The organism is Sinorhizobium arboris LMG 14919, from assembly GCF_000427465.1.
In the GTDB taxonomy this organism is placed as follows: domain Bacteria; phylum Pseudomonadota; class Alphaproteobacteria; order Rhizobiales; family Rhizobiaceae; genus Sinorhizobium; species Sinorhizobium arboris.
In genome coordinates this window covers 643544-663733 of sequence record NZ_ATYB01000014.1, presented here as the reverse complement: position 1 = coordinate 663733, position 20190 = coordinate 643544, and the positions used below count along the sequence as shown (strand labels likewise).

The 20190-nt window shown below is 62.6% G+C and carries 21 protein-coding genes; 4 read left to right on the top strand and 17 right to left on the bottom strand.

What is annotated here, in order from left to right:
- Positions 1-52 precede the first annotated feature (52 nt).
- From ispH to coxB, 9 genes are all read right to left on the bottom strand, one after another.
- Positions 53-1063 carry a 4-hydroxy-3-methylbut-2-enyl diphosphate reductase gene (ispH, locus tag SINAR_RS0114265; RefSeq protein ID WP_027999729.1) on the bottom strand — a complete coding sequence of 337 codons (1011 nt, stop codon included), beginning with the start codon at positions 1061-1063 and terminating at the stop codon, positions 53-55.
- 95 nt (positions 1064-1158) lie between these two features.
- Positions 1159-1923, bottom strand: coding sequence for an SURF1 family protein (locus SINAR_RS0114260; protein ID WP_027999728.1), 765 nt, complete (start codon positions 1921-1923; stop codon positions 1159-1161).
- A complete protein-coding gene (locus SINAR_RS0114255) occupies positions 1892-2275 on the bottom strand; it encodes a DUF983 domain-containing protein (protein WP_028002328.1) in 384 nt (127 codons plus the stop codon). The genes SINAR_RS0114260 and SINAR_RS0114255 overlap by 32 nt, the downstream gene beginning before the upstream one ends.
- Before the next feature lie 243 nt (positions 2276-2518).
- Positions 2519-3397 carry a cytochrome c oxidase subunit 3 gene (locus tag SINAR_RS0114250; RefSeq protein ID WP_027999727.1) on the bottom strand — a complete coding sequence of 293 codons (879 nt, stop codon included), beginning with the start codon at positions 3395-3397 and terminating at the stop codon, positions 2519-2521.
- A gap of 61 nt (positions 3398-3458) precedes the next feature.
- Positions 3459-4055: a cytochrome c oxidase assembly protein gene (locus tag SINAR_RS0114245; RefSeq protein ID WP_027999726.1), complete on the bottom strand. Its 597-nt coding sequence runs from the start codon at positions 4053-4055 to the stop codon at positions 3459-3461.
- Between the two features lie 11 nt (positions 4056-4066).
- Entirely contained in the window at positions 4067-4207 is a 141-nt protein-coding gene (locus SINAR_RS0114240) for a cytochrome c oxidase system small membrane protein (RefSeq protein WP_027999725.1), read from the bottom strand.
- Complete coding sequence (locus SINAR_RS0114235; protein ID WP_027999724.1) at positions 4207-5157, bottom strand: heme o synthase; 951 nt, start codon at positions 5155-5157, stop codon at positions 4207-4209. The genes SINAR_RS0114240 and SINAR_RS0114235 overlap by 1 nt, the downstream gene beginning before the upstream one ends.
- Positions 5158-5255: 98 nt before the next feature.
- On the bottom strand, positions 5256-6944 hold the full coding sequence (gene ctaD / locus SINAR_RS0114230) for a cytochrome c oxidase subunit I (protein WP_027999723.1): 1689 nt from the start codon (positions 6942-6944) through the stop codon (positions 5256-5258).
- Between the two features lie 19 nt (positions 6945-6963).
- Positions 6964-7848, bottom strand: coding sequence for a cytochrome c oxidase subunit II (coxB, locus tag SINAR_RS0114225; RefSeq protein WP_027999722.1), 885 nt, complete (start codon positions 7846-7848; stop codon positions 6964-6966).
- A 398-nt stretch (positions 7849-8246) separates the two neighbouring features.
- On the opposite strand from coxB, the gene SINAR_RS0114220 reads away from it, so the two are divergent.
- On the top strand, positions 8247-8777 hold the full coding sequence (locus tag SINAR_RS0114220; protein WP_027999721.1) for an invasion associated locus B family protein: 531 nt from the start codon (positions 8247-8249) through the stop codon (positions 8775-8777).
- Between the two features lie 64 nt (positions 8778-8841).
- Here the strand turns inward: SINAR_RS0114220 and ribB are convergent, their stop codons facing one another.
- Together ribB and aroC are read right to left on the bottom strand one after the other, a co-directional pair.
- The gene (gene ribB / locus SINAR_RS0114215) at positions 8842-9942 is read right to left on the bottom strand and encodes a 3,4-dihydroxy-2-butanone-4-phosphate synthase (protein ID WP_027999720.1); all 1101 of its coding nucleotides are present in this window, start codon (positions 9940-9942) and stop codon (positions 8842-8844) included.
- A gap of 61 nt (positions 9943-10003) precedes the next feature.
- Positions 10004-11101, bottom strand: coding sequence for a chorismate synthase (gene aroC, locus SINAR_RS0114210; protein WP_027999719.1), 1098 nt, complete (start codon positions 11099-11101; stop codon positions 10004-10006).
- Positions 11102-11545: 444 nt separating this feature from the next.
- Here aroC and SINAR_RS0114205 point away from each other — a divergent pair, with 444 nt between their 5' ends.
- Positions 11546-11806, top strand: coding sequence for a DUF1344 domain-containing protein (locus tag SINAR_RS0114205; RefSeq protein WP_027999718.1), 261 nt, complete (start codon positions 11546-11548; stop codon positions 11804-11806).
- A 10-nt stretch (positions 11807-11816) separates the two neighbouring features.
- Here SINAR_RS0114205 and SINAR_RS0114200 read toward each other — a convergent pair whose 3' ends face one another.
- The 4 genes from SINAR_RS0114200 to SINAR_RS0114185 form a co-directional block, all read right to left on the bottom strand.
- Complete coding sequence (locus SINAR_RS0114200; RefSeq protein WP_027999717.1) at positions 11817-12401, bottom strand: histidine phosphatase family protein; 585 nt, start codon at positions 12399-12401, stop codon at positions 11817-11819.
- Positions 12402-12544: 143 nt separating this feature from the next.
- Positions 12545-13363: an enoyl-ACP reductase FabI gene (gene fabI / locus SINAR_RS0114195; RefSeq protein ID WP_027999716.1), complete on the bottom strand. Its 819-nt coding sequence runs from the start codon at positions 13361-13363 to the stop codon at positions 12545-12547.
- Between the two features lie 200 nt (positions 13364-13563).
- Positions 13564-14622: a DnaJ C-terminal domain-containing protein gene (locus tag SINAR_RS0114190; RefSeq protein ID WP_027999715.1), complete on the bottom strand. Its 1059-nt coding sequence runs from the start codon at positions 14620-14622 to the stop codon at positions 13564-13566.
- Between the two features lie 203 nt (positions 14623-14825).
- Entirely contained in the window at positions 14826-15281 is a 456-nt protein-coding gene (locus SINAR_RS0114185; protein WP_027999714.1) for an RT0821/Lpp0805 family surface protein, read from the bottom strand.
- Between the two features lie 140 nt (positions 15282-15421).
- Here SINAR_RS0114185 and pdxH point away from each other — a divergent pair, with 140 nt between their 5' ends.
- Positions 15422-16042 carry a pyridoxamine 5'-phosphate oxidase gene (pdxH, locus tag SINAR_RS0114180; RefSeq protein ID WP_027999713.1) on the top strand — a complete coding sequence of 207 codons (621 nt, stop codon included), beginning with the start codon at positions 15422-15424 and terminating at the stop codon, positions 16040-16042.
- Between the two features lie 23 nt (positions 16043-16065).
- Here the strand turns inward: pdxH and SINAR_RS0114175 are convergent, their stop codons facing one another.
- Positions 16066-17124: a polysaccharide deacetylase family protein gene (locus tag SINAR_RS0114175; protein WP_027999712.1), complete on the bottom strand. Its 1059-nt coding sequence runs from the start codon at positions 17122-17124 to the stop codon at positions 16066-16068.
- A 208-nt stretch (positions 17125-17332) separates the two neighbouring features.
- On the opposite strand from SINAR_RS0114175, the gene SINAR_RS0114170 reads away from it, so the two are divergent.
- Positions 17333-18562, top strand: a complete 1230-nt coding sequence (locus SINAR_RS0114170) for a D-alanyl-D-alanine carboxypeptidase family protein (RefSeq protein ID WP_027999711.1) — start codon at positions 17333-17335, stop codon at positions 18560-18562.
- Between the two features lie 173 nt (positions 18563-18735).
- On the opposite strand, the gene tldD is transcribed toward SINAR_RS0114170, so the two are convergent.
- On the bottom strand, positions 18736-20151 hold the full coding sequence (gene tldD / locus SINAR_RS0114165) for a metalloprotease TldD (RefSeq protein WP_027999710.1): 1416 nt from the start codon (positions 20149-20151) through the stop codon (positions 18736-18738).
- Positions 20152-20190: the final 39 nt, after the last annotated feature.

The window sequence follows — 20190 nt, the reverse complement described above, 5'->3', positions numbered from 1 at the left end:
GCGCGATACTTTCCAGAGATGCGAATTGGGGAAATGCTGAGCGGCGTCTGCGCTACTCGCCGTTGACGAAGGCCATGTCGGCACCCGTCAGTTCGACGTGCCGGAGCTCGCGGTTGACGAGAAAGTGCTCGTTTTCCTCCACCGTGTCGGCAAGCTCGACCACGGCGTCGTAGCGCTCGCGGAAAGCTTCGATAATCTCGTTGACGATCACTTCCGGCGCCGACGCGCCCGCCGACAGTCCGACGGTCGAGATGTCCCCGATCGCCGCCCAGTCGATTTCCGAGGCACGCTGAACGAGAGCGGCATTCTTCGCCCCTGCCCTCAGCGCCACTTCTACGAGCCGCTTCGAATTGGAGGAGTTGGGCGCGCCGACAACCAGGAAAAGGTCGCAGCCTGGGGCCGCCTGCTTTACCGCTTCCTGCCGGTTCGTCGTCGCATAGCAGATCGAATCGGCTGCGGGCGCCGTCAGGTTCGGAAAGCGCTCGTGCAGCCGCTTGATGACGCCGGCGGTGTCGTCGACCGACAGCGTCGTCTGCGTGACGAAACCGAGATTGTCCGGATCCGGCGGCGTATAGACATCGGCATCCTCGACGGTCTCGACGAGGGAGACCGCTCCTTCGGGCAGCTGCCCCATCGTGCCGATGACCTCCGGGTGGCCCGCGTGACCGATCAGGACGACGTGGCGTCCCATGCGATGATGGCGCATCGCCTGCTTGTGCACCTTCGAGACAAGCGGACAGGTGGCGTCGAGATAGAAGAGATTGCGCGCGTCCGCGTCGGCCGGGACCGATTTCGGCACGCCATGAGCGGAAAAAACGACAGGCTGCTCGCGGTGCTCCAGCGGGATCTCGTCGAGTTCCTCGACGAAAATCGCCCCTTTTGCTTCGAGCCCTTCCACGACATAGCGGTTATGCACGATCTCGTGACGGACATAGACCGGCGCGCCGAACTCCTTTAGCGCGAGCACCACGATCTGGATCGCCCGGTCGACGCCCGCGCAGAAGCCGCGCGGCCCACAGAGACGGATGGTGATCGGAGTTTTTGCTGCTGCGGATGAGGCCATCATGAAACGCCAGTGGAACGAACAAAGCCAGATGTCGGCATGCGCCATATATAGCTGCAACGGTCGGGCGCACAAGGCAGAACCGGCGCGCCTTACTATCTGCGCCGGTAGACGTAGAAGCCGCTGACGACGACGAGCGCAGCCGCAAGGCCGTACCAGGTCAGCGCATATTGCAGGTGATTGTTCGGGAGATCGAACTGAGTCACGCCGCCGATCGGCAGACCTCCGGGATTGGGCGATCGATCGGCATCGGTGAAGAAAGGGACGACGCGATCGGCCGCAAGGCCGGCAGAGTTCGCCATCGCATCGAGGTCCTTCCAATAGAAGATGTTCTTCTCGGCATCGTTGTCCGGCACCAGCGACGACGGCTTTTCGGAAAGCTTCGGCCGCGCCAGACCGTTGACGGTCACCTTTCCGGCAATCTGCCCCTCGCGCCGCGTGGAGACGTCCTTCTTCTCGAAGGGGACGAAGCCGCGGTTTACGAAAAGGGCACGGCCGTCGGCCAGCATCAGCGGCGTGAAGACATAGAAGCCCGTACGGCCTTCATGCGTGGCGAAGAAATGGCGCTCCCGGCCGTGGTCGTAGACGCCGGACACTTGCACTGCCCGGTAGTCGATATCCTCGCCGGCAGCGTCCATGGCCTCGATCTTCTCGAGCGTGACTGGCGGAGCCGACCGCCGTTCGGCTATTGCGGCAATCAGCGCCTCCTTCCAATGCAGCCGCTGCATCTGCCAGGTGCCAAGCGACACCAGCACGGCAAACGCCGCAAGCACCAGAACCACACCCGCCGTCCGGACGACGCGGCTGCGCGAGGCCGGCATGCGCTCGTCAACCACGGTCGATTTCACCGGGACGGGCATTGTTGCGGTACTGCAGGTTGATGAGAACGCCCTTCAGCATGCGCGTCAGCCCCAGGCTCAAGATTGTCGCAAGCGGAATCCACAGGAGGAAGTGCAGCCAGAGCGGCGGATTGACGTTGACCTCCATCCAGAGCGCCGCGCCGACGACGATGAAGCCGACAATCAGGATGACGAAAACGACAGGACCATCGCCGGAATCCGCGAAGCCATAATCGAGCTCGCAATTGTTGCAAGCCGGCCGAACCTTCAGCAGGCCGTCGAAGAGTTTACCTTGCCCGCAGCGCGGGCACAGACCCTTGATGCCCGTCATGACGGGATCGACCGGCGGATAGAGCGCTTTATCTTCGTTCATGGATTGATCACGAGCTCAAGTACTGTTGGGAACCATGTCCCGGATTTTCGTTTCTCTCGGCATTGGTAACGGCAATTCAGCCATTCGTCCAATCGAACATCTGCGTCAAAAACGCCAGCCAGCCGAGATAGTTGGGCTGTCCATGGCCATCACCATGCCGCCGGGATGAACATGCCTTTCCCGAACGAAACGGGGCGGCCGCATCCCTGCAGCCGCCCCCGTCATTATCCAGCCGAAACGATCTCAGCCGTGGGCAATCGGCGCACCCCAGCCACCCCAGATGTAGATGGAGAAGAAGAGGAACAGCCAGACCACGTCGACGAAATGCCAGTACCAGGCTGCCGCTTCGAAGCCGAAGTGGTGCTTCGGCGTGAAGTCGCCGCGCAGTGCGCGCAGCAGGCAGACGAGCAGGAAGATCGTGCCGACCAGCACGTGGAAACCATGGAAACCGGTCGCCATGAAGAAGGTCGCGCCGTAGATCGAATCCTTGAAGGCGAAGGGAGCGTGGGCATATTCGTAGCCCTGCACATAGGAGAACAGAACGCCGAGCATGACCGTGAGCGTCAGGCCATAAACGAGGCCCTTGCGGTCGTTGTGCAGCAGCGCATGGTGCGCCCAGGTCACCGTCGTGCCGGAAAGCAGCAGGATGACGGTATTGTAGAGCGGCAGGTGCCAGGGATCGAGCACCTCGATGCCCTTCGGCGGCCAAACGCCACCGGTGAACTCGGCGCGCGCGGCCTGGATCGCTTCGCCCGGAAAGAGGCTCGCGTCGAAGAAGGCCCAGAACCAGGCTGCGAAGAACATCACCTCGGAAGCGATGAACATGATCATGCCGTAGCGCAGATGCAGCGACACGACGCGGGTATGGTGCCCCTCATGCGCTTCCTTGATGGTGTCCGACCACCAGCCGAACATGGTGTAAAGGATAAGCGCCAGGCCGATGAAGAAGACCCACGGATTGGCGAGCTCCAGCCCGAACATCTTGAAGGAGCCGCCGGAGAGATAGCGCATGTAGCCGACACCGCCGAGAGCTATGATGAAGGCTCCGATGGAGGCAAGCAGCGGCCACGGGCTCGGGTCGATGATGTGGTAATCGTGTTGCTTCTGGTGCGCTCCGGCCATGTCGATAATCCCCGATAGTCCTCTCTTGTCGCCGTCCGGCATAGCCGAAACGGCGCTCATGTCAAAGTTTGTTTTCGGTCTTCGCCTTCACCTCCGCGACCGGCTTGGACGGTTCGCGCGGATAGAAGGTGTAGGACAGCGTCAAAGTCTTGATGCCCTTCGTCTCGACCGGTTTGACGATTTCCGGATCGACGAAGAAGACGACCGGCATCTCCATTTCCTCACCCGGCTTGAGCGTCGTCTCCGTGAAGCAGAAGCACTGCACCTTGTTGAAATAAGCGCCTGCCGCCATCGGCGTCACGTTGAATGTCGCCTGCCCGGTCGTCGCCTTGGACGAAATGTTCTTGGCGCGGTAGGTGATCTGCACCGTCTCACCGATCCTGACGTCGATATCGCGTTGCACCGGTACGAACTCCCAGGGCAGTCCGGCAGCGACATTGGCGTCGAAGGTAACCTTGATCTTTTCGTCCAGGATGACGTCGGATACCTGCTCCACGCGTTGCGTCGTGCCATTATAGCCCGTGACGCGGCAGAACATGTCGTAGAGCGGAACGGCCGCATAGGCCATTCCGATCATGCCGGCCACGAAGGCGAGGCACGTGCCGACGATCACGCCATTCGAGCGTTCCTTCCGATCTGCCTGCCCTGTATCCGCCATATCCAACGCCCTCAATTCACCATGCCGCCGCCGACTTTGACCAGCGTCACGACGTAGAAAACGACGACCAGGCCCGCCAGCACGATACCGAGCGCGATGTTGCGGCCGCGGCGGGACTTCTTCTGAGTCTCGCTCAGTTCGACGGTTTCCATCAGATAACTCCTCCAAGCCAGATCCGGGCGATCGCGTAATCTACCAGGAGCGCCGAGAAAATCGCGAAAAGATACGCGATGGAAAAGGCGAAGAGCTTTTTCGCCGGTACCATGCGCTTGTCGTCTTCGGGCATACGCAGCACGCCCAGTGAATACCAGACGAAGCCAAGCCCCATGGCCGTGGCAAAGGCTCCATAACCCAGGCTCGCGAAGCCGAGCAGGGTGGGACAGATGCCGCTGATCGCCGTGAGCACGGCATAGATGACGATCTGGCGCTTGGTCGTCGCTTCGCCGCACACATTCGGCATCATCGGTACTCCGACCGCGCCGTAGTCGCCCATCTTGAAGAGCGCCAGTGCCCAGAAGTGCGCGGGCGTCCATAGGAAGATGATGAGGAAGAGCACGATGCTCTCGACCGATACGCCGCCGGTCACGCAGGCCCAGCCTATCATCGGAGGAAAAGCCCCGGCTGCACCGCCGATGACGATGTTCTGAGGCGTCGAGCGCTTCAGCCACATCGTGTAGATGGCCACGTAGAAGAAAATCGTGAAGGCGAGCAACCCGGCTGCGAGCCAGTGAACGGCGAGCCCGAGGATGATCACCGAGAATGCCGATAGCGTCAGCCCGAAGGCAAGCGCTTCCTGGGGCAAAATCTTGCCGGCCGGGATCGGACGCTTGGCCGTGCGGCTCATCACTGCGTCGATGTCCGCGTCGTACCACATGTTCAGCGCACCGGAAGCGCCGGCTCCGATCGCGATGCAGAGAATGGCGGTGAAGCCGATGAAGGGATTGATGTGGCCGGGCGCAAGAATAAGCCCGGCGAAGGCGGTGAAGACGACGAGAGACATGACGCGCGGCTTCAGGAGCTCGAAATAATCGCGCGCAGAGGCCTCAGAAAGTCGCGGTGCGCCTTCCATGCCTGCTACCTCGTGATTGTCGATGACCGTCATGTCCGTATCCTGCATTTGCTGCGGCAGAAAAAGCCGCCTCACGCCGGTATGCCGGCGGGGAGAAGCCGCCGTAACCGGCGGCTTCTGTTCGTAACCCGTCACTTGATCCGCGGGAGTTGCTCCCACTGGTGGAAGGGCGGCGGCGAAGACAGCTGCCATTCCAGTGTGTTGGCGCCTTCTCCCCAGGGGTTATCCCCGGCAACGCGCTTCTTCGCGAAAGCTTCGGCGACGCAGAAGAGGAAGATCAGCACGCCGACAGCGGCGATATAGGAGCCGTAGGACGACACCATGTTCCACCCGGCAAAGGCGTCCGGATAGTCGATGTAGCGGCGCGGCATCCCTGCGAGCCCGAGGAAGTGCTGCGGGAAGAAGATCAAGTTCACGCCGACGAACATCACCCAGAAATGCAGCTTGGCGAGGAACTCCGAGTACATGTAACCGGTCATTTTCGGGAACCAGTAGTACCAGGCCGCGAAGATCGCGAAGACTGCGCCTAGCGACAGCACGTAGTGGAAGTGCGCCACCACGTAATAGGTATCGTGCAGCGCCCGGTCGAGACCGGCATTGGCGAGCTGGACGCCCGTGACGCCGCCGACTGTGAAGAGGAAGATGAAGCCGATCGCCCAGACCATCGGAGTCGTAAAGCGGATCGAACCACCCCACATCGTCGCAATCCAGGAGAAGATCTTCACGCCCGTCGGAACCGCGATGACCATGGTCGCGAAGACGAAGTAGCGCTGCGTCTGGAGCGACATGCCGACCGTGTACATATGGTGTGCCCAGACGATGAAGCCGACGGCGCCGATCGCGACCATTGCGTAAGCCATGCCGAGATAACCGAAGATCGGCTTGCGCGAGAAGGTCGAGATGATGTGGCTGACGATGCCGAAGCCCGGCAGGATCAGAATGTACACTTCCGGATGACCGAAGAACCAGAACAGGTGCTGGAACAGGATCGGGTCGCCGCCGCCTTCCGGCGCGAAGAAGGTCGTGCCGAAGTTGCGGTCCGTCAGCAGCATGGTGATCGCACCTGCGAGAACCGGCAGCGAGAGCAGGAGCAGGAAGGCGGTGATCAGAACCGACCAGGCAAAGAGCGGCATCTTGTGCAGCGTCATGCCCGGAGCGCGCATGTTGAGGATGGTGGTGATGAAATTGATCGCGCCGAGGATCGACGAAGCGCCGGCGATGTGCAGGCCGAGGATCGCGAGATCCATGGCGGGCCCGGGCATGCCGGATGTCGAGAATGGCGGATAGATCGTCCAGCCGCCGCCAGCGCCGTAGGCGCCTGCTGGGCCCTCGACGAACATCGAAAGCAGCACCAGCAGGAAGGCCGGCACGATCAGCCAGAAGGAAATGTTGTTCATGCGCGGGAACGCCATGTCCGGCGCACCGATCATGATCGGCACCATCCAGTTGGCGAAACCGCCGATCAGCGCCGGCATGACCATGAAGAAGATCATGATCAGGGCGTGCGCAGTCGTGAAGACGTTGAACATGTGCTTGCCGCCGTCGATGGCAGCATCACCCTCGAAACCGTAGACCATCTGGGCAAGGCCGTGGAAGATCTGGATGCCCGGCTCCTGCAGTTCGGCGCGCATGAAGACCGACAGCGTGCCGCCGATGATACCGGCGATGATCGCGAAGATCAGGTAGAGCGTACCGATGTCCTTGTGGTTGGTCGACAGGAACCAGCGCTGGAAGAAGGTCAGCGGCTTGTGCGCGTGGTCCGCGTGGCCATGATCGGAATGATCATGGCGTTGATCGTGATGAACGGCTGTTCCAGCCATGGTCAAGCTCCACTTCCGATTACTGTGCGGCGTTTGCGGCGACGTCAACGGCCTTGGCCGCGCTGTCGACGGACGCCATGAGCGCCTTGTTCGCTTCGCCGATATTAGTCGCGGCGGCGGCGAGCCAGGCGTCGTACTTATCCTGCGCGACAACGCGGATGGCGATCGGCATATAGGCGTGATCCTTGCCGCAGAGCTCGGAACACTGGCCGTAATAGAGACCTTCGCGATCCGCCTTGAACCAGGTTTCATTGAGGCGACCGGGAACAGCGTCGATCTTGACGCCGAAAGCCGGCATGGCGAAGGCATGGATCACGTCGGCCGCCGTGACGAGCAGACGAACGGTCTTGCCGACCGGCACGACGACTTCGTTGTCGACGGCGAGAAGCCGCGGATACTGCGCCTTGTCTTCCTTGCCGAGGCCCGCACGGTCCTCTTCCTTCAGGAGCAGACTGTCGAAGGACAGCGGGTTTTCGCCGACCTCGTACTCATAGGACCAGTACCATTGGTTGCCGGTCGCCTTGACCGTCAGGTCCGGATTCTCCGGCGGCGTGAGCTGCGCGGTCAGAAGCTGGAAGGAGGGAACCGCCAGGAAAAGCAGCACGATGACCGGACCGACCGTCCAGATGACTTCGATCAGCGTATTGTGGCTGGTCCTCGACGGAACAGGATTGGCGCTCTCGCGGAATTTGACGACCACGATGACCAGCAGCAGGAGAACGAAAAGTGTGATCGGAATGATGAACCACAGGGTATAGTGTTCAAACCACGTGATTTCTTCCATGATGCCCGTCGCAGCCGCCTGAAAGTTCGTCTGCCAGTCGACAGGCTTGTCAGCAAAGGCGCTCGAAGCAAAAAGCAGACAGGCAAGCGCTGCCAGAACTGCATAGGCCTTGTTTTTCACAATTACGTCTCCCCAATGCGCTTGATCAGGATCAAACCCGGAACGCAGAATCCCTGCGATGCTGAAGCGCTTCAAACCACAGTTTGACCAGCGCCGCAACATCTGTCCAAGCAACCCCATGCGGCATTTTTGCACAAAGCGGACGTTTTCGCACAGGAGACCTCGCAACCTGCCGCAAGCTCTCCTACGCACCGGCGCCCGCGCGCGGGCAGCCCACCGGCCGCCCTTGGCGGGGAGCCACGCTCGTTCGGCGGGAGAAAGCGGCTCCGGGCGGCCGATTTCATGCCGGGCGGGCCCAATTTCGGCCATATGGCACTGGAATGTAACGACCAGGGCTTTTCATGTCTCACCGCGCGCTTCAAGAATAGCCCTAATGATTCGAGGTTTTTGAGGTTTACATGGGCCTGTCCCTCTTCTCCCGGCTGCCCACCCTGGCCGCGCTCGCAATTGTCGCCTTCGCATTCCCGGCAGCAGGCTTGGCCCAGCAATCCAACGCGACGCCGGGGACGGTGAAGTCAAATCACGGTGCTTGGTCGATTGTCTGCGACCAGCCAGCCGGCGCCTCGGCCGAACAGTGCGCGCTGATGCAGAACGTCATCGCCGAGGACAGGCCGGAAGTCGGCCTCTCGGTCGTCGTGCTGAAGACCGCCGACCGCAAGGCGAAGATCCTTCGGGTCCTTGCGCCGCTCGGCGTGCTCCTGCCGAACGGACTCGGCCTCAATGTCGACGGCAAGGACATAGGCCGCGCCTATTTCGTGCGCTGCTTTTCCGACGGCTGCTACGCCGAGGTCGTGCTGGAGGACGAGCTCCTGAAGACCTTTCGCGCCGGCGCAACGGCGACCTTCATCGTCTTCCAGTCGCCCGAGGAGGGCATCGGCATACCCGTCGATCTGAAGGGCTTCGACGAGGGCTACGACGCCCTGCCGTAACGGCACTCCAAAGACGAGAGCCGCTACGCACTTTTCCCGGACGTGCTCCAGGCTCTTGCGGGATCTACAGAATCTCGGTCGCGGCGATTTTGATGCCGAAGCCCTCCAGGCCGACATAATGCCGTTCGCGAGACGACAGAAGGCGGATGGAGGTGATGCCGAGTTCTTTCAGGATCTGCGCGCCGAGACCGATCTCCAGCCACTCGCTTTCGCGCGCCTGTGCCTCGGAATGCGCTTCACGTTCATGTTTGCCTTTTCGCGCGGTCTGCGAAATCCCGACACCCACCGAGCCCTCGCGCAGGTAGACGATGACCCCCCTGCCCTCGGCGGCGATGCGCTTCATGATGTCGTCGATCTGACGGCCACGGCCGAAGACGTCGGCTCCGACATTTTCGAGATGAAGACGAACCGGAATGTCGACGCCATCACGGATGTCGCCGAAGACCACGGCCAGGTGCTGCATCGAGTCCCAGGGAAGCGAATAGGTGTGGCCCTTGGCCCTGCCGTAAGGCGTGTCCATTTCGAAGGAATGCCCCTGCTCGATCAAGGTCTCCTTGCGCTGGCGATAGGCGATCAGGTCGGCCACCGAGACCTGCTTGAGGCCGTGAGTTTCGGCAAAGGCCTCGACCTGCGGCCCGCGCATGACCGTGCCGTCATCGTTGACGAGCTCGGAGATGACGCCGATCGGCGGCACGCTCGCGAGCTTGCAGAGATCGACCGCGGCCTCCGTGTGGCCGGAGCGCATGAGCACGCCGCCCTCGCGCGCCACCAGGGGAAATATATGACCCGGCCGCACGAAATCCGTCGGGCCGACATTCGGGTTGGCAAGATTCCTGACCGTCAGCGTGCGGTCGTCTGCTGAAATGCCCGTCGTGGTCCCGTGCTTGAAATCGACGGACACGGTGAAGGCGGTGGTGTGGGCGGAGTCGTTTTCAGCAACCATCGCATTCAGATTAAGGCGTTTTGCCTCCTCGCGCGGCATCGGCGTGCAAACGATGCCGGACGTATGCCGCACGATGAACGCCATCTTCTCCGGAGTGCAGTGCACTGCCGCGACGATCAGATCGCCCTCGTTCTCGCGACCGCCATCGTCGGTGACGACGACGATCTCGCCTGCTTCGAAGGCGCGAATGGCTTCGACGACGCGCTTCTGGTCGTAGGACATTTCCTGTCTCCGCAAATTACTCTGTCTTTATCGCAGTTCCGGACCGAAACATGCAGCAGAATTACTTCAGTCGCCCGGTCTGGCCGCGGTCACGCAGATAGTGATCGGCGATTGCGCAGGCAAGCATGGCCTCCCCGATCGGAACGGCGCGGATGCCGACGCAGGGGTCGTGGCGGCCCTTGGTGCGCACGTCGACCTCCTTGCCGTCGCTGTCGATCGAGCGGCGCTCCGTAAGAATGGATGAGGTCGGCTTGATGGCGAAGCGTGCAACGACCGGCTGCCCGGTCGCGATCCCGCCCAGAATGCCGCCGGCATTGTTGGACAGGAAGACCGGCTCGCCCTGAGGGCCGATGCGCATTTCGTCGGCATTCTCCTCGCCGCTGATCTCCGCGGCGGCGAAGCCATTGCCGATCTCCACGCCTTTTACCGCGTTGATCGACATCAGGTTGGCGGCGATATCCTGATCGAGCTTCCCGTAGATCGGTGCGCCGATGCCGGCCGGAACGCCTTCGGCAACCACCTCGACCACGGCGCCGATCGACGATCCCGCCTTGCGGATGCCGTCGAGATACTCTTCCCAGACGGGCACGATCGCCGGATCGGGGGAGAAGAACGGATTGCTGTTCACTTCCGCCCAGTCCCAATTGGACCGGTCGATCCGGTGCTTGCCGATCTGGACGAGGGCTCCGCGAACCACCAGGCCCGGCACGACCTTGCGGGCGACAGCGCCGGCCGCCACGCGCGCCGCCGTCTCGCGCGCCGAGGAGCGGCCGCCGCCGCGGTAATCGCGGATGCCGTATTTCGCATCGTAGGTATAGTCGGCATGGCCGGGACGGTAGCGCTTGGCGATCTCGGAATAGTCCTTGGAACGCTGGTCGGTGTTCTCGATCATCATGGAGATCGGCGTGCCGGTCGAAATCATCGTCTCGCCGTCGTCATCGAACATCACGCCGGAAAGGACCTTTACCAGATCCTCTTCACGACGCTGGGTGACGAAGCGCGACTGGCCGGGCTTGCGCTTGTCGAGCCAGGCCTGGACCTCGGCGAGCGTAAAGCGAATTCCGGGCGGACAACCGTCGACGACACAGCCAAGTCCGGGACCGTGGCTTTCGCCCCAGGTCGTGACACGGAAAAGATGACCGAATGTATTGTGCGACATGACGGCTACCGAACTCCGGATCGCGAAGATGGCCGGCGGGCCAATTCCTCGCGTCTATTCCAACTACCCCGGAGCCGCAGCTGGCCCGCTCCGAGGGCCACGCGAGAGACGCGCGTGCCCTCTCTTAGTGGAAAGCGGGCACATGGGAAAGCCCTTGTGCGGAAGCGGCGGGCGCAGGTGTCATGTCCTCTGTTCCCCAAGGTCGACGCCTCGAGGACGGCGCCGTGAAATCACGTCGGGAAACCTGGCGGCAACGGCTGCCGCAGAGCCACTGCCGCCGCTTTCCGGCACGATCCTCGAGGCTGCGTATTTCTGCACGCAAACCGTCACACACTTTTCCGGGAAGTGGTCTAGAAGCAACAACATAAGGCTATTTTTGCCACAATCGGGGATCAAAGCGTGGTGACAACGAAATTCGCAGAATCATTGAAGAGGGCAAGAAGGATGCGATTTGTCATTGCCACGCTCATGGCCGCCGCAAGCCTGCTTTCGCCACTCTCTGCGCTTGCCGAGAGTGCCGACGTCGAAGCCGTGATCACCAGCGTCGATACCGACCGGCTGAGCCTCTCCCTCGATGACGGCAAGAGCTATCAGGCACCGGAGGAGTTCAACTTCGAGGGACTCGAGGCCGGCGTCAAGGTGCTTGTCTTCTACACCGAAGTCGACGGCAAGCGCGTCATCAACGACCTGGAGATTCTTCAGTAGGTTTGCGGCGTCAGAGCCAGCCTATCGAGCCATCCACGATTTTCAGCAGACGGTCCTGCGGTATGGCGGCGGCCGCCGCTTCATCGGCATCCATTTCCCCCAGCAGCTTGAACAATGCCCGGATGACGCCGCCATGGCTGACGCAGACGGTCGGCCGCGTCACGCTCCTGAGCCATGCACCGACGCGCCAGGACAGGATCTCGTAGCTTTCGGCATCAGGACCGGGCGGGATGAAATCCCATTTGGCGACGCGCCGCTCCGCGATCCGCTCGGGTACGAGGCGTTTCAGTTCGGGGAGCGTGTAGCCCTCCCAGTCGCCGAAGGATACTTCCTTCAGCCGATCGTCGGTGCGGTAGACCAGAGGATCGAGATCCATCGCCCGCCGCAGACGCTCCATGGTTTCGCGCGTGCGGCCGAGCGGGCTGCTGACGAAGTCGAAGTCGGCGGCGCCGCTTCCGAGAAGCCTCTTCAACTCGATGCCGTTGCCGGTCGCCTGCTGCCGCCCGGTCTCGTTGAGGGGGATATCTTTCTGACCCTGAAGGCGACTCTCCGCGTTCCAGTCCGTTTGTCCATGGCGAACCATGTAGATGAGCACGATGTCCACTCCGGGCGGGCCGCCGCGATCCCTACCGCTGATTCCGCAGGCCGCAGCCGGTTTAAGGATAGAACATGCAGCAGTTCAAAGTGCTACGGCCGCCATGCGGTCGAAAGACGCATGGCGGCCGTCGAGCGAAGCTATCAGTCCTTCAGAACGCTGATGTCCGGCGCGTCAACGGCTTTCATGCCGACCGTGTGGTAACCGGAATCGACATGATGGACTTCGCCCGTGACGCCGCTCGACAGATCGGAGAGGAGGTAGAGGGCAGAATTGCCGACCTCCTCGATCGAAACCGTGCGCTTCAGCGGGGCGTTGTATTCGTTCCACTTCAGGATATAGCGGAAGTCACCGATGCCGGACGCAGCAAGCGTCTTGATGGGACCGGCCGAGATCGCATTGACGCGGATGCCGCGGCTGCCGAGGTCGACCGCCAGATAGCGAACGCTTGCCTCGAGGGCCGCCTTGGCGACACCCATGACGTTGTAGTGCGGCATCACCTTCTCGGCGCCGTAATAGGTGAGCGTCAGTATCGAGCCGCCATCGTTCATGACGCGGTCCGCACGGGCGGCGACCGCCGTGAAGGAATAGACCGAAATGTCCATCGTGCGCGTGAAGTTGTCCCGGCTCGTATCCAGGTAGCGCCCGGTCAGCTCGTCCTTGTCGGAGAAGGCGATCGCGTGCACGACGAAATCGATCTTGCCCCACTTCTCTTCGAGCGCCGAGAATACGGCATCGATCGTGGCGAGGTCGGTCACATCGCAATGGCCCGCCATGAAGGCACCGAGCTCCTGCGCCAGCGGCTCGACGCGCTTCTTCAAGGCATCGCCCTGCCATGTCAGCGCGATTTCCGCCCCGGCTTCGGACAAAGCCTTGGCGATGCCCCACGCAATCGAGCGATTGTTTGCGACGCCCATGATGACGCCGCGCTTGCCATTCATCAGACCCGATGCCTGAGCCATGGAATGTCCCCAATACTGTCTGCCTCCACCGGCTGTCGCCGGTGGCAATGTTCACGGAATGTCATGATGCCGCGCCTTCTGCAGCGGATGCGGCAAATTGTCGAGCATTGCCTATGGCATAGGCGTCACAGCGGTTCAAGCAGGAGCCAGATCAGGAACTGTTAGTCCCCGTAATATTGGTTCAGCTTGTCAGAAAAGCTTCACAAATAGAGGCCGTCGCGCTGGGACCGCATGAGGTCCATCACCTTGTCGTCCGGCTTTTCGTGAAGCACCAGCCGCAATTCGACGATCAGGTCGCCGCTTTCTCCATCAGCACCGCGCAGGCCCTTGCCGGCGATGCGGATCTCCTTGTCGGAGCCCGACCAGGCCGGCACCGCCACGGTCACCGGCCCGTTGGGAGTCTCGATCATGGTTTCGCAGCCGAGCACTGCGTTTTGGAGGTCCAGCGGCAATGTGGTGACGAGGTCGAGTCCGCGGGTCCTGAACGGACCGTCCTGACGGATGCGCAAGGTCGCAACGACGTCGCCGCGCGCCATGCCGGCGACGCGATAGCCCTGCTCCTTCAGGCGGATCGCCTGGCCATCGGTCGCGCCGGCCGGAATCGAGACCCTGAACGACTCTCCGTCCGGAAGCTCCACCGGCACCCGGGCGCGCGCGATTAACTCCTTGATGCTGACATGAACTTCTATAGCAAGATCCGGCACCTTTTCGGCCGTTTTGGCAATGCGCCCGCGAATACGCTGGACGATGGCCGCAACCAGCTCCGCCGCCGGCACAATGGAACGCCGGACTGGCAGATCGGTTTTCGGCTGCTCCTGCTTCGCTTCACCGGCAGGCGCGGTTTTAGCGTCCAGTGGCGGCCCGCCCTGCTCGACCGGACGTGCGGCGGACTTCGGCCTCGGTGCCGCCGCGGCCTGCGGTTCGACGCCGAAGATGCGCGAGATTGCCTCCTCGGCCGTTTCGGCGCCGACAGGCTCATCCGCCGGCTCCGGACCTCGCATCCTCTCCTTCATCGCCTCCATGCGGCGGAGCTCCGCCTCACGCCGCGCCCAGTCGTAACGGCTTCTGCGCACCGGGTCGCGCAACAGCTCATAGGCCCTGCCCGCTTCGGCGAAGCGCTCGGTAGCGGAGGGATCGTCCTGATTGTGGTCGGGGTGAACCGCTCTGGCGACGGAGCGCCAAGCCGCCTTGATCTCCTCTTGCCCGGCATTGCGACGCACACCAAGAATTGCATAGGGATCGCGCATGGCTGCTATCATTTTCTTTACTCGGCGGCCGCCCCGGATGCACGCCTGATACCTCACGACAACCGAAGGGACCCGAAGAGAGCGTCCTCCGCATGTGAGCGATGATCGGGCGAAGTTGCTAACTATCGGTTAGCCGGAGGCGGGAACACATTCCCGAAACGATCGTCCGGGGCGCTTCGCCGGCCGCTTTGCGGCAACATGGTTAATCTGGGATTTCAGTTCCGCGGGCCGAAGCTCGTCAGGTACCATTCCCCGTTGCCGAGTTGGCAGGCGTTGCCATCGAACTTGGCGATGCCCTCGAAAGAATGCCGGGTGGTCGTGAAGCGGCGGCAACGCATGCCCGAGGCGTTGTCCTCCTGGATGCTGCTGATGACGCCGGCGCTGCCGGACCTTGCGTTGGCCCAGGGAATGGTGCTGCCGCTGCCCTGACTGATGTCGGCAGCGGTAACGAGGTCGCGCACGGCTATGGCATCGGACAGGCCGTCCGATGTCTTCGCCACCGGCACGGTTCCGGTCGACACCGAACGGTCGACGCCGGAGCCTCCGAAGACGTCGAGGCCCCCGCCCATGCACCCGGGCAGGGCGACAAGCGCCAGGCAAATTGCCGCGATGTGCAGCAATGCAAAGGAAAGGCCCTTCTTGCCATCGTTCCGCTTTGCTATGTCTTGCACGGCATTCCTGTCAGACTTGCCAAAGCGTACCGCGTCCCGAGAAGTCCGCAGGCAGGCTCCGACCTTATTACGATGCGGAAACGCGACTCGGATTCATCCCGAAGCGTTCCCGCGCCAGACACACGGCATTGGAAAACAATATGACCGCGAATGAGTTAATAACCGGTGACTTCACGGAGGCAGGCGAGCCCTTTTCCCTTTTTGGCACATGGCTGAAGGAAGCCGAAAAGAGCGAGGTGAACGATCCGAACGCCGTCGCCCTTGCGACCGTGGATCCGGATGGGCTGCCCAATGCACGCATGGTCCTGCTCAAGGGATTCGACGAACGCGGCTTCGTCTTCTACACGAATTTGGAAAGTCAGAAAGGCCGCGAAATTCTCGCGACCCGGAAGGCGGCCATGTGTTTCCACTGGAAATCGCTGCGCCGCCAGGTGCGTCTGCGCGGTCCGGCCGAAATCGTCTCCGACGAAGAAGCCGACGAATATTTCATGAGCCGGCCCCGCGGCAGCCGCATAGGAGCCTGGGCCTCGAAGCAATCCCGGCCGCTCGAAAGCCGCTTTGCGCTGGAGAAAGCCGTCGCCGAATACACCGCACGGCATGCGATCGGCGAGATCCCGCGCCCGGACTACTGGTCCGGGTTCCGCATCCGCCCGCTCTCGATCGAATTCTGGCACGACCGTCCCTTCCGCCTTCACGACCGCGTGGAGTTCCGCCGCGAAACGCCGGAAGGCGGCTGGACCAAGTTGCGGATGTATCCCTGACGCGAAGACGCTTCCCCTCCCCCTCAACCCGCCCCGCGGGGGAATATCCGGAACGGAATGCCGGAACCGAGCGCGGTCACATAGCGTGCCGCCTGGAAACGGCCATTGAGCGAAATCCGCGGCAGCGCATGGAGATTTGCGGCATCGGACAGCATGCCGGGCTGCGTCGTCACCGCCACGGCGAAGCCGAGATCCGCCACCAGCCGATGATCCCGGGGCGAAACCGCAGGCCTATCCCCATAGGGATAGGCGAAGCTCGATGGCCGGCGACCGGTGATCGCCTCCACGCGCTCGGCGGAACCTGAGATCTCGCGCCGCGCCTCACGATCGCCAAGCCGCGCAAGTGCGCGGTGGCTGATCATGTGACTGCCGAGGCTTGCAAGCGGGCTTCGGATCAGGTTTCGAAGACCTGCCTCGTCCAGCGTCAAACGCTCGGTGATGGCCAGGGGATCGATGCCGTGCCGGCCCGCGGCACGATTCAACGAGGCGACCGCCCGTGCCTCATCCCCCGCATGGACAAACGCGGCAATCCGGTTGAAGGCGGCTTGCTTCTCCGCCAGGGATTCGCTTGCCACGTTCTCCGCGCCCGTGCCGAAATCGAAGCGGATCGTGCGGCAGGCGGACAGAAGATCGGCAAGCGTTTCCCACCAGAGCGTATGGGTTCGGTCGACATAACCGGCCGTGACGAAGACCGTGAAGGGCACGTCCTGCCGTTCGAAGACCGGCAGAGCGTGGTCGAGATTGTTGCGGTAGCCGTCATCGAGAGTGAAACAGGCGAAAGGCCGGGTATCGGCGGAACCGAGGCAGGCAGACAGTTCCTCCAGCGGGACGAAGCGGTACCCGTCCCGCCTCAATGTCACGATCGCCTCCTCGAGGAATTCCGGTGTGATTTCGAGATGGGCATTGGGATCGAAGGCCCGCCGAACCTTTGGCCGGACATGGTGCAGGGTGAAGATCGCCCCACGCCCGCGCGCCTCTCCCAGCAGCCGGGTCCGCGCGAGCAGGTGCGCGGCCTCGAGCCCGCCGGTGATGGCAGTGCGCTTGACGTGGTAGCGGACCAGACCCGCGAAGCCTTGTTTCATCTCGTCCGTCTTCTCAAATCCATATCGGGCTTCCGGCAACGGTTGCGGACCGGACGGTAACGGCTGCGGGGTTAAGCCTTGCTGAATCGGTCGGACGAGGCGAAACGGCGGGCGGGGTTTCGACGGCAAGGTTGCAACAAAGCGTTGAGCCTGTCACAACAACGAACCGCGTCGATATCGGCCGCATATCTCTATGAGGGGGAGTTCGATGACGAGCTTTCGATTGGCTCTGGCGACGATCGCCGTGCTTTTCTTCGGTGCCGTTCAGGCAATGGCAGGCAACGCCTCTCTTGTCGTCGACGCTCGGACGGGCCGGGTTCTCTCTGCCGAAAACCCCGACACGCTCCACCATCCCGCGTCTCTCACCAAGATGATGACGCTCTACATGACCTTCGAAGCGCTTCACCGCGGCCAGATCGCCTGGAAAACGCCTGTGCCGATGTCCGCGACCGCTGCACGCAAGCCGCCGACGAAGCTCGGCGTCAAGGCCGGAGGAACGATCACCGTCGAAGAGGCTGTCTACGGCATGATCGTCCGTTCGGCCAACGACGCGGCGGCAGCGATGGCGGAGCGGCTTGGCGGTTCCGAGGAAGGCTTTGCAAGAATGATGAACGCAAAAGCACGTGAGCTCGGCATGAACCGCACATTCTTCGTCAACGCTTCGGGTCTGCCGGCAAGCCAACAGGTGACCACGGCCCGCGATATGGCGCGGCTCGCCGTCGCACTCATGCGACACTATCCACGCGAGTACCGCCTGTTCTCGGTCCAGAGTTTCGCCTTCCGCGGCCGTGTGATCCGTGGCCACAACAATCTGATGTATCGATACCAGGGGATGGACGGTATCAAGACCGGCTACACGCGAGCCTCCGGCTACAATCTCGTAAGCGCGGTGAACGACCGCAACCGCCGCCTCATCGGCGTGGTGCTCGGCGGGCGAAGCGCGCGAAGCCGTGATGAGAAGATGGCGACGCTCCTCGACCAGCACCTGGGCAGGGTCTCCACGCCCGGCCGCCCCATGATCGCAGCGGCAAGCGCTCCCCGCCTGGCCGACGTGGCAAGCTTGCCTGGCGTTTCCTTGTCTTATGTGGGTACCCGGCCCGCGGTCGAAGCCGTCGCCGCAGCGCCGACGGAAGCTATCGTCCCGGCGGACCGGCCAACCGCAGTGGCGGCCGCGGGCACGAAACCAGAGGCAAGCGGCTGGCGCATTCAGATTTCCACCGCACCGACGGCGGAAGACGCGCGCAAGATGCTCGTCGAGGCACAATCCGCTGGCGGCGCGGCCCTTCTCGGCGCCGCCCCCCACACCGAGACCGCAGGTTCGGGCGGAGCCTATCGCATAGGTTTCGTAGGCTTCGCCAGTCGCGAGGCGGCGGCGACCGCCTGCAGCATCCTGAAAAAGCGGTCCTATGACTGCGTCTTGCTCCCTGATGAGGGGTAAGTCCGCAACGGCGGCCCATCAATTGAGTATGGCAGGTTTCTCCTCCGCCCCTCATTCCCGTGCTCGTCACAGGAATCCAGCCGGTCCAAGTCGTTGGGCTGAAAAAACTCTTCCGCTCCGCCGACGCGGCACTGCTGGATCTCCGTGACAAGCATGGAGATGAGGGAACGTTGTCAGGCCTGCGTGCCGCCGACGGTGATCTGATCCATGCGCAGGTGCGGCTGGCCGACGCCGACCGGGACCCACTGGCCGGCCTTGCCGCAATTGCCGATGCCGGTGTCGAGCTTCGTATCGTTTCCGACCATCGTCACCCGCTTCATCGCATCCGGACCGTTGCCGATCAGCATCGCCCCCTTGACCGGCGCTCCCAGCTTGCCGTTCTCGATCAGATAGGCCTCGGTGCAGCCGAAGACGAATTTGCCGGAGGTGATATCGACCTGGCCGCCGCCGAAGGAGACGGCATAGATGCCCCTCTTTACCGACGAGATGATTTCATCGGGCGTGCGGTCCCCGGCAAGCATGTAGGTGTTGGTCATGCGCGGCATCGGCACATGGGCGTAGCCCTGGCGGCGGCCGTTGCCGGTCGGTTCCATGCCCATGAGGCGCGCATTCTGCCGATCCTGCATATAGCCGACGAGCTTGCCGTCCTCGATCAGGACGTTGTAGCCGGATGGCGTTCCCTCGTCGTCGATCGAAATGGAGCCGCGCCGGGCTTCGATCGTACCGTCGTCGACGACGGTGACCCCCTTCGAAGCGACCTGTTCGCCCAGGAGTCCGGCGAAAGCAGACGTCTTCTTGCGGTTGAAGTCGCCCTCCAGGCCATGACCGACCGCTTCGTGCAGCATGACGCCCGGCCAGCCGGAGGCAAGCACGACATCCATGGTACCGGCCGGCGCATCGATCGCCTCGAGATTGACGAGCGCCTGCCGCAGAGCCTCGTCCGCTCCGCTTTTCCAGTTTTCCTCGGTTATGAAATCCCCGAAGCCGCGCCGTCCGCCGATACCGAAGGAGCCGCTTTCCTGACGGTCGCCCTCGCCGACCACGACAGAGATATTGATCCGCGTCATCGGCCGGACATCGTGTACGCGGTGTCCGTCGGCTCTCAGGATGTCCACGACCTGCCAGCTCGCCGCGACCGTCGCGGTCACCTGGCGGACCTTCGCCTCCTTGGCACGCAAATAGGCGTCAATCTCCTGAAGCAGCCCGACCTTGGCCTCGAAACTCGGCTCGCCGATCGGGTTCTCGTCGCCGTAAAGCTTCTTGTTGGTGCGCTGCGGGGCCGCCGCGTAGGAGCCGGAATAGCCTCGGGTCACCTGCTCCACGGCATCCGCCGCCCTCTTCAGGGCGGCAAGCGACAACTCGCCGGCATGGGCGTATCCGACGGCTTCGCCCGCGACGGCGCGCAGGCCGAAGCCCTGGTCGGTGTTGAAACTGCCGCCCTTCAGGCGGCCATTGTCGAACGAAAGCACCTCCGCCTGCGCATGTTCGAGGAAGAGTTCGCCGTCATCGGCGCCGGCAAGCGTCTCGGAGAGAACCTTGCGGACCGTCGCCTCGTCCGCATCGAAGAGGCTCATCAGGTTGGTGTCCATGGTTCTGCTCCCTGCCGTGAAGGATTGGGTCGTGAAACT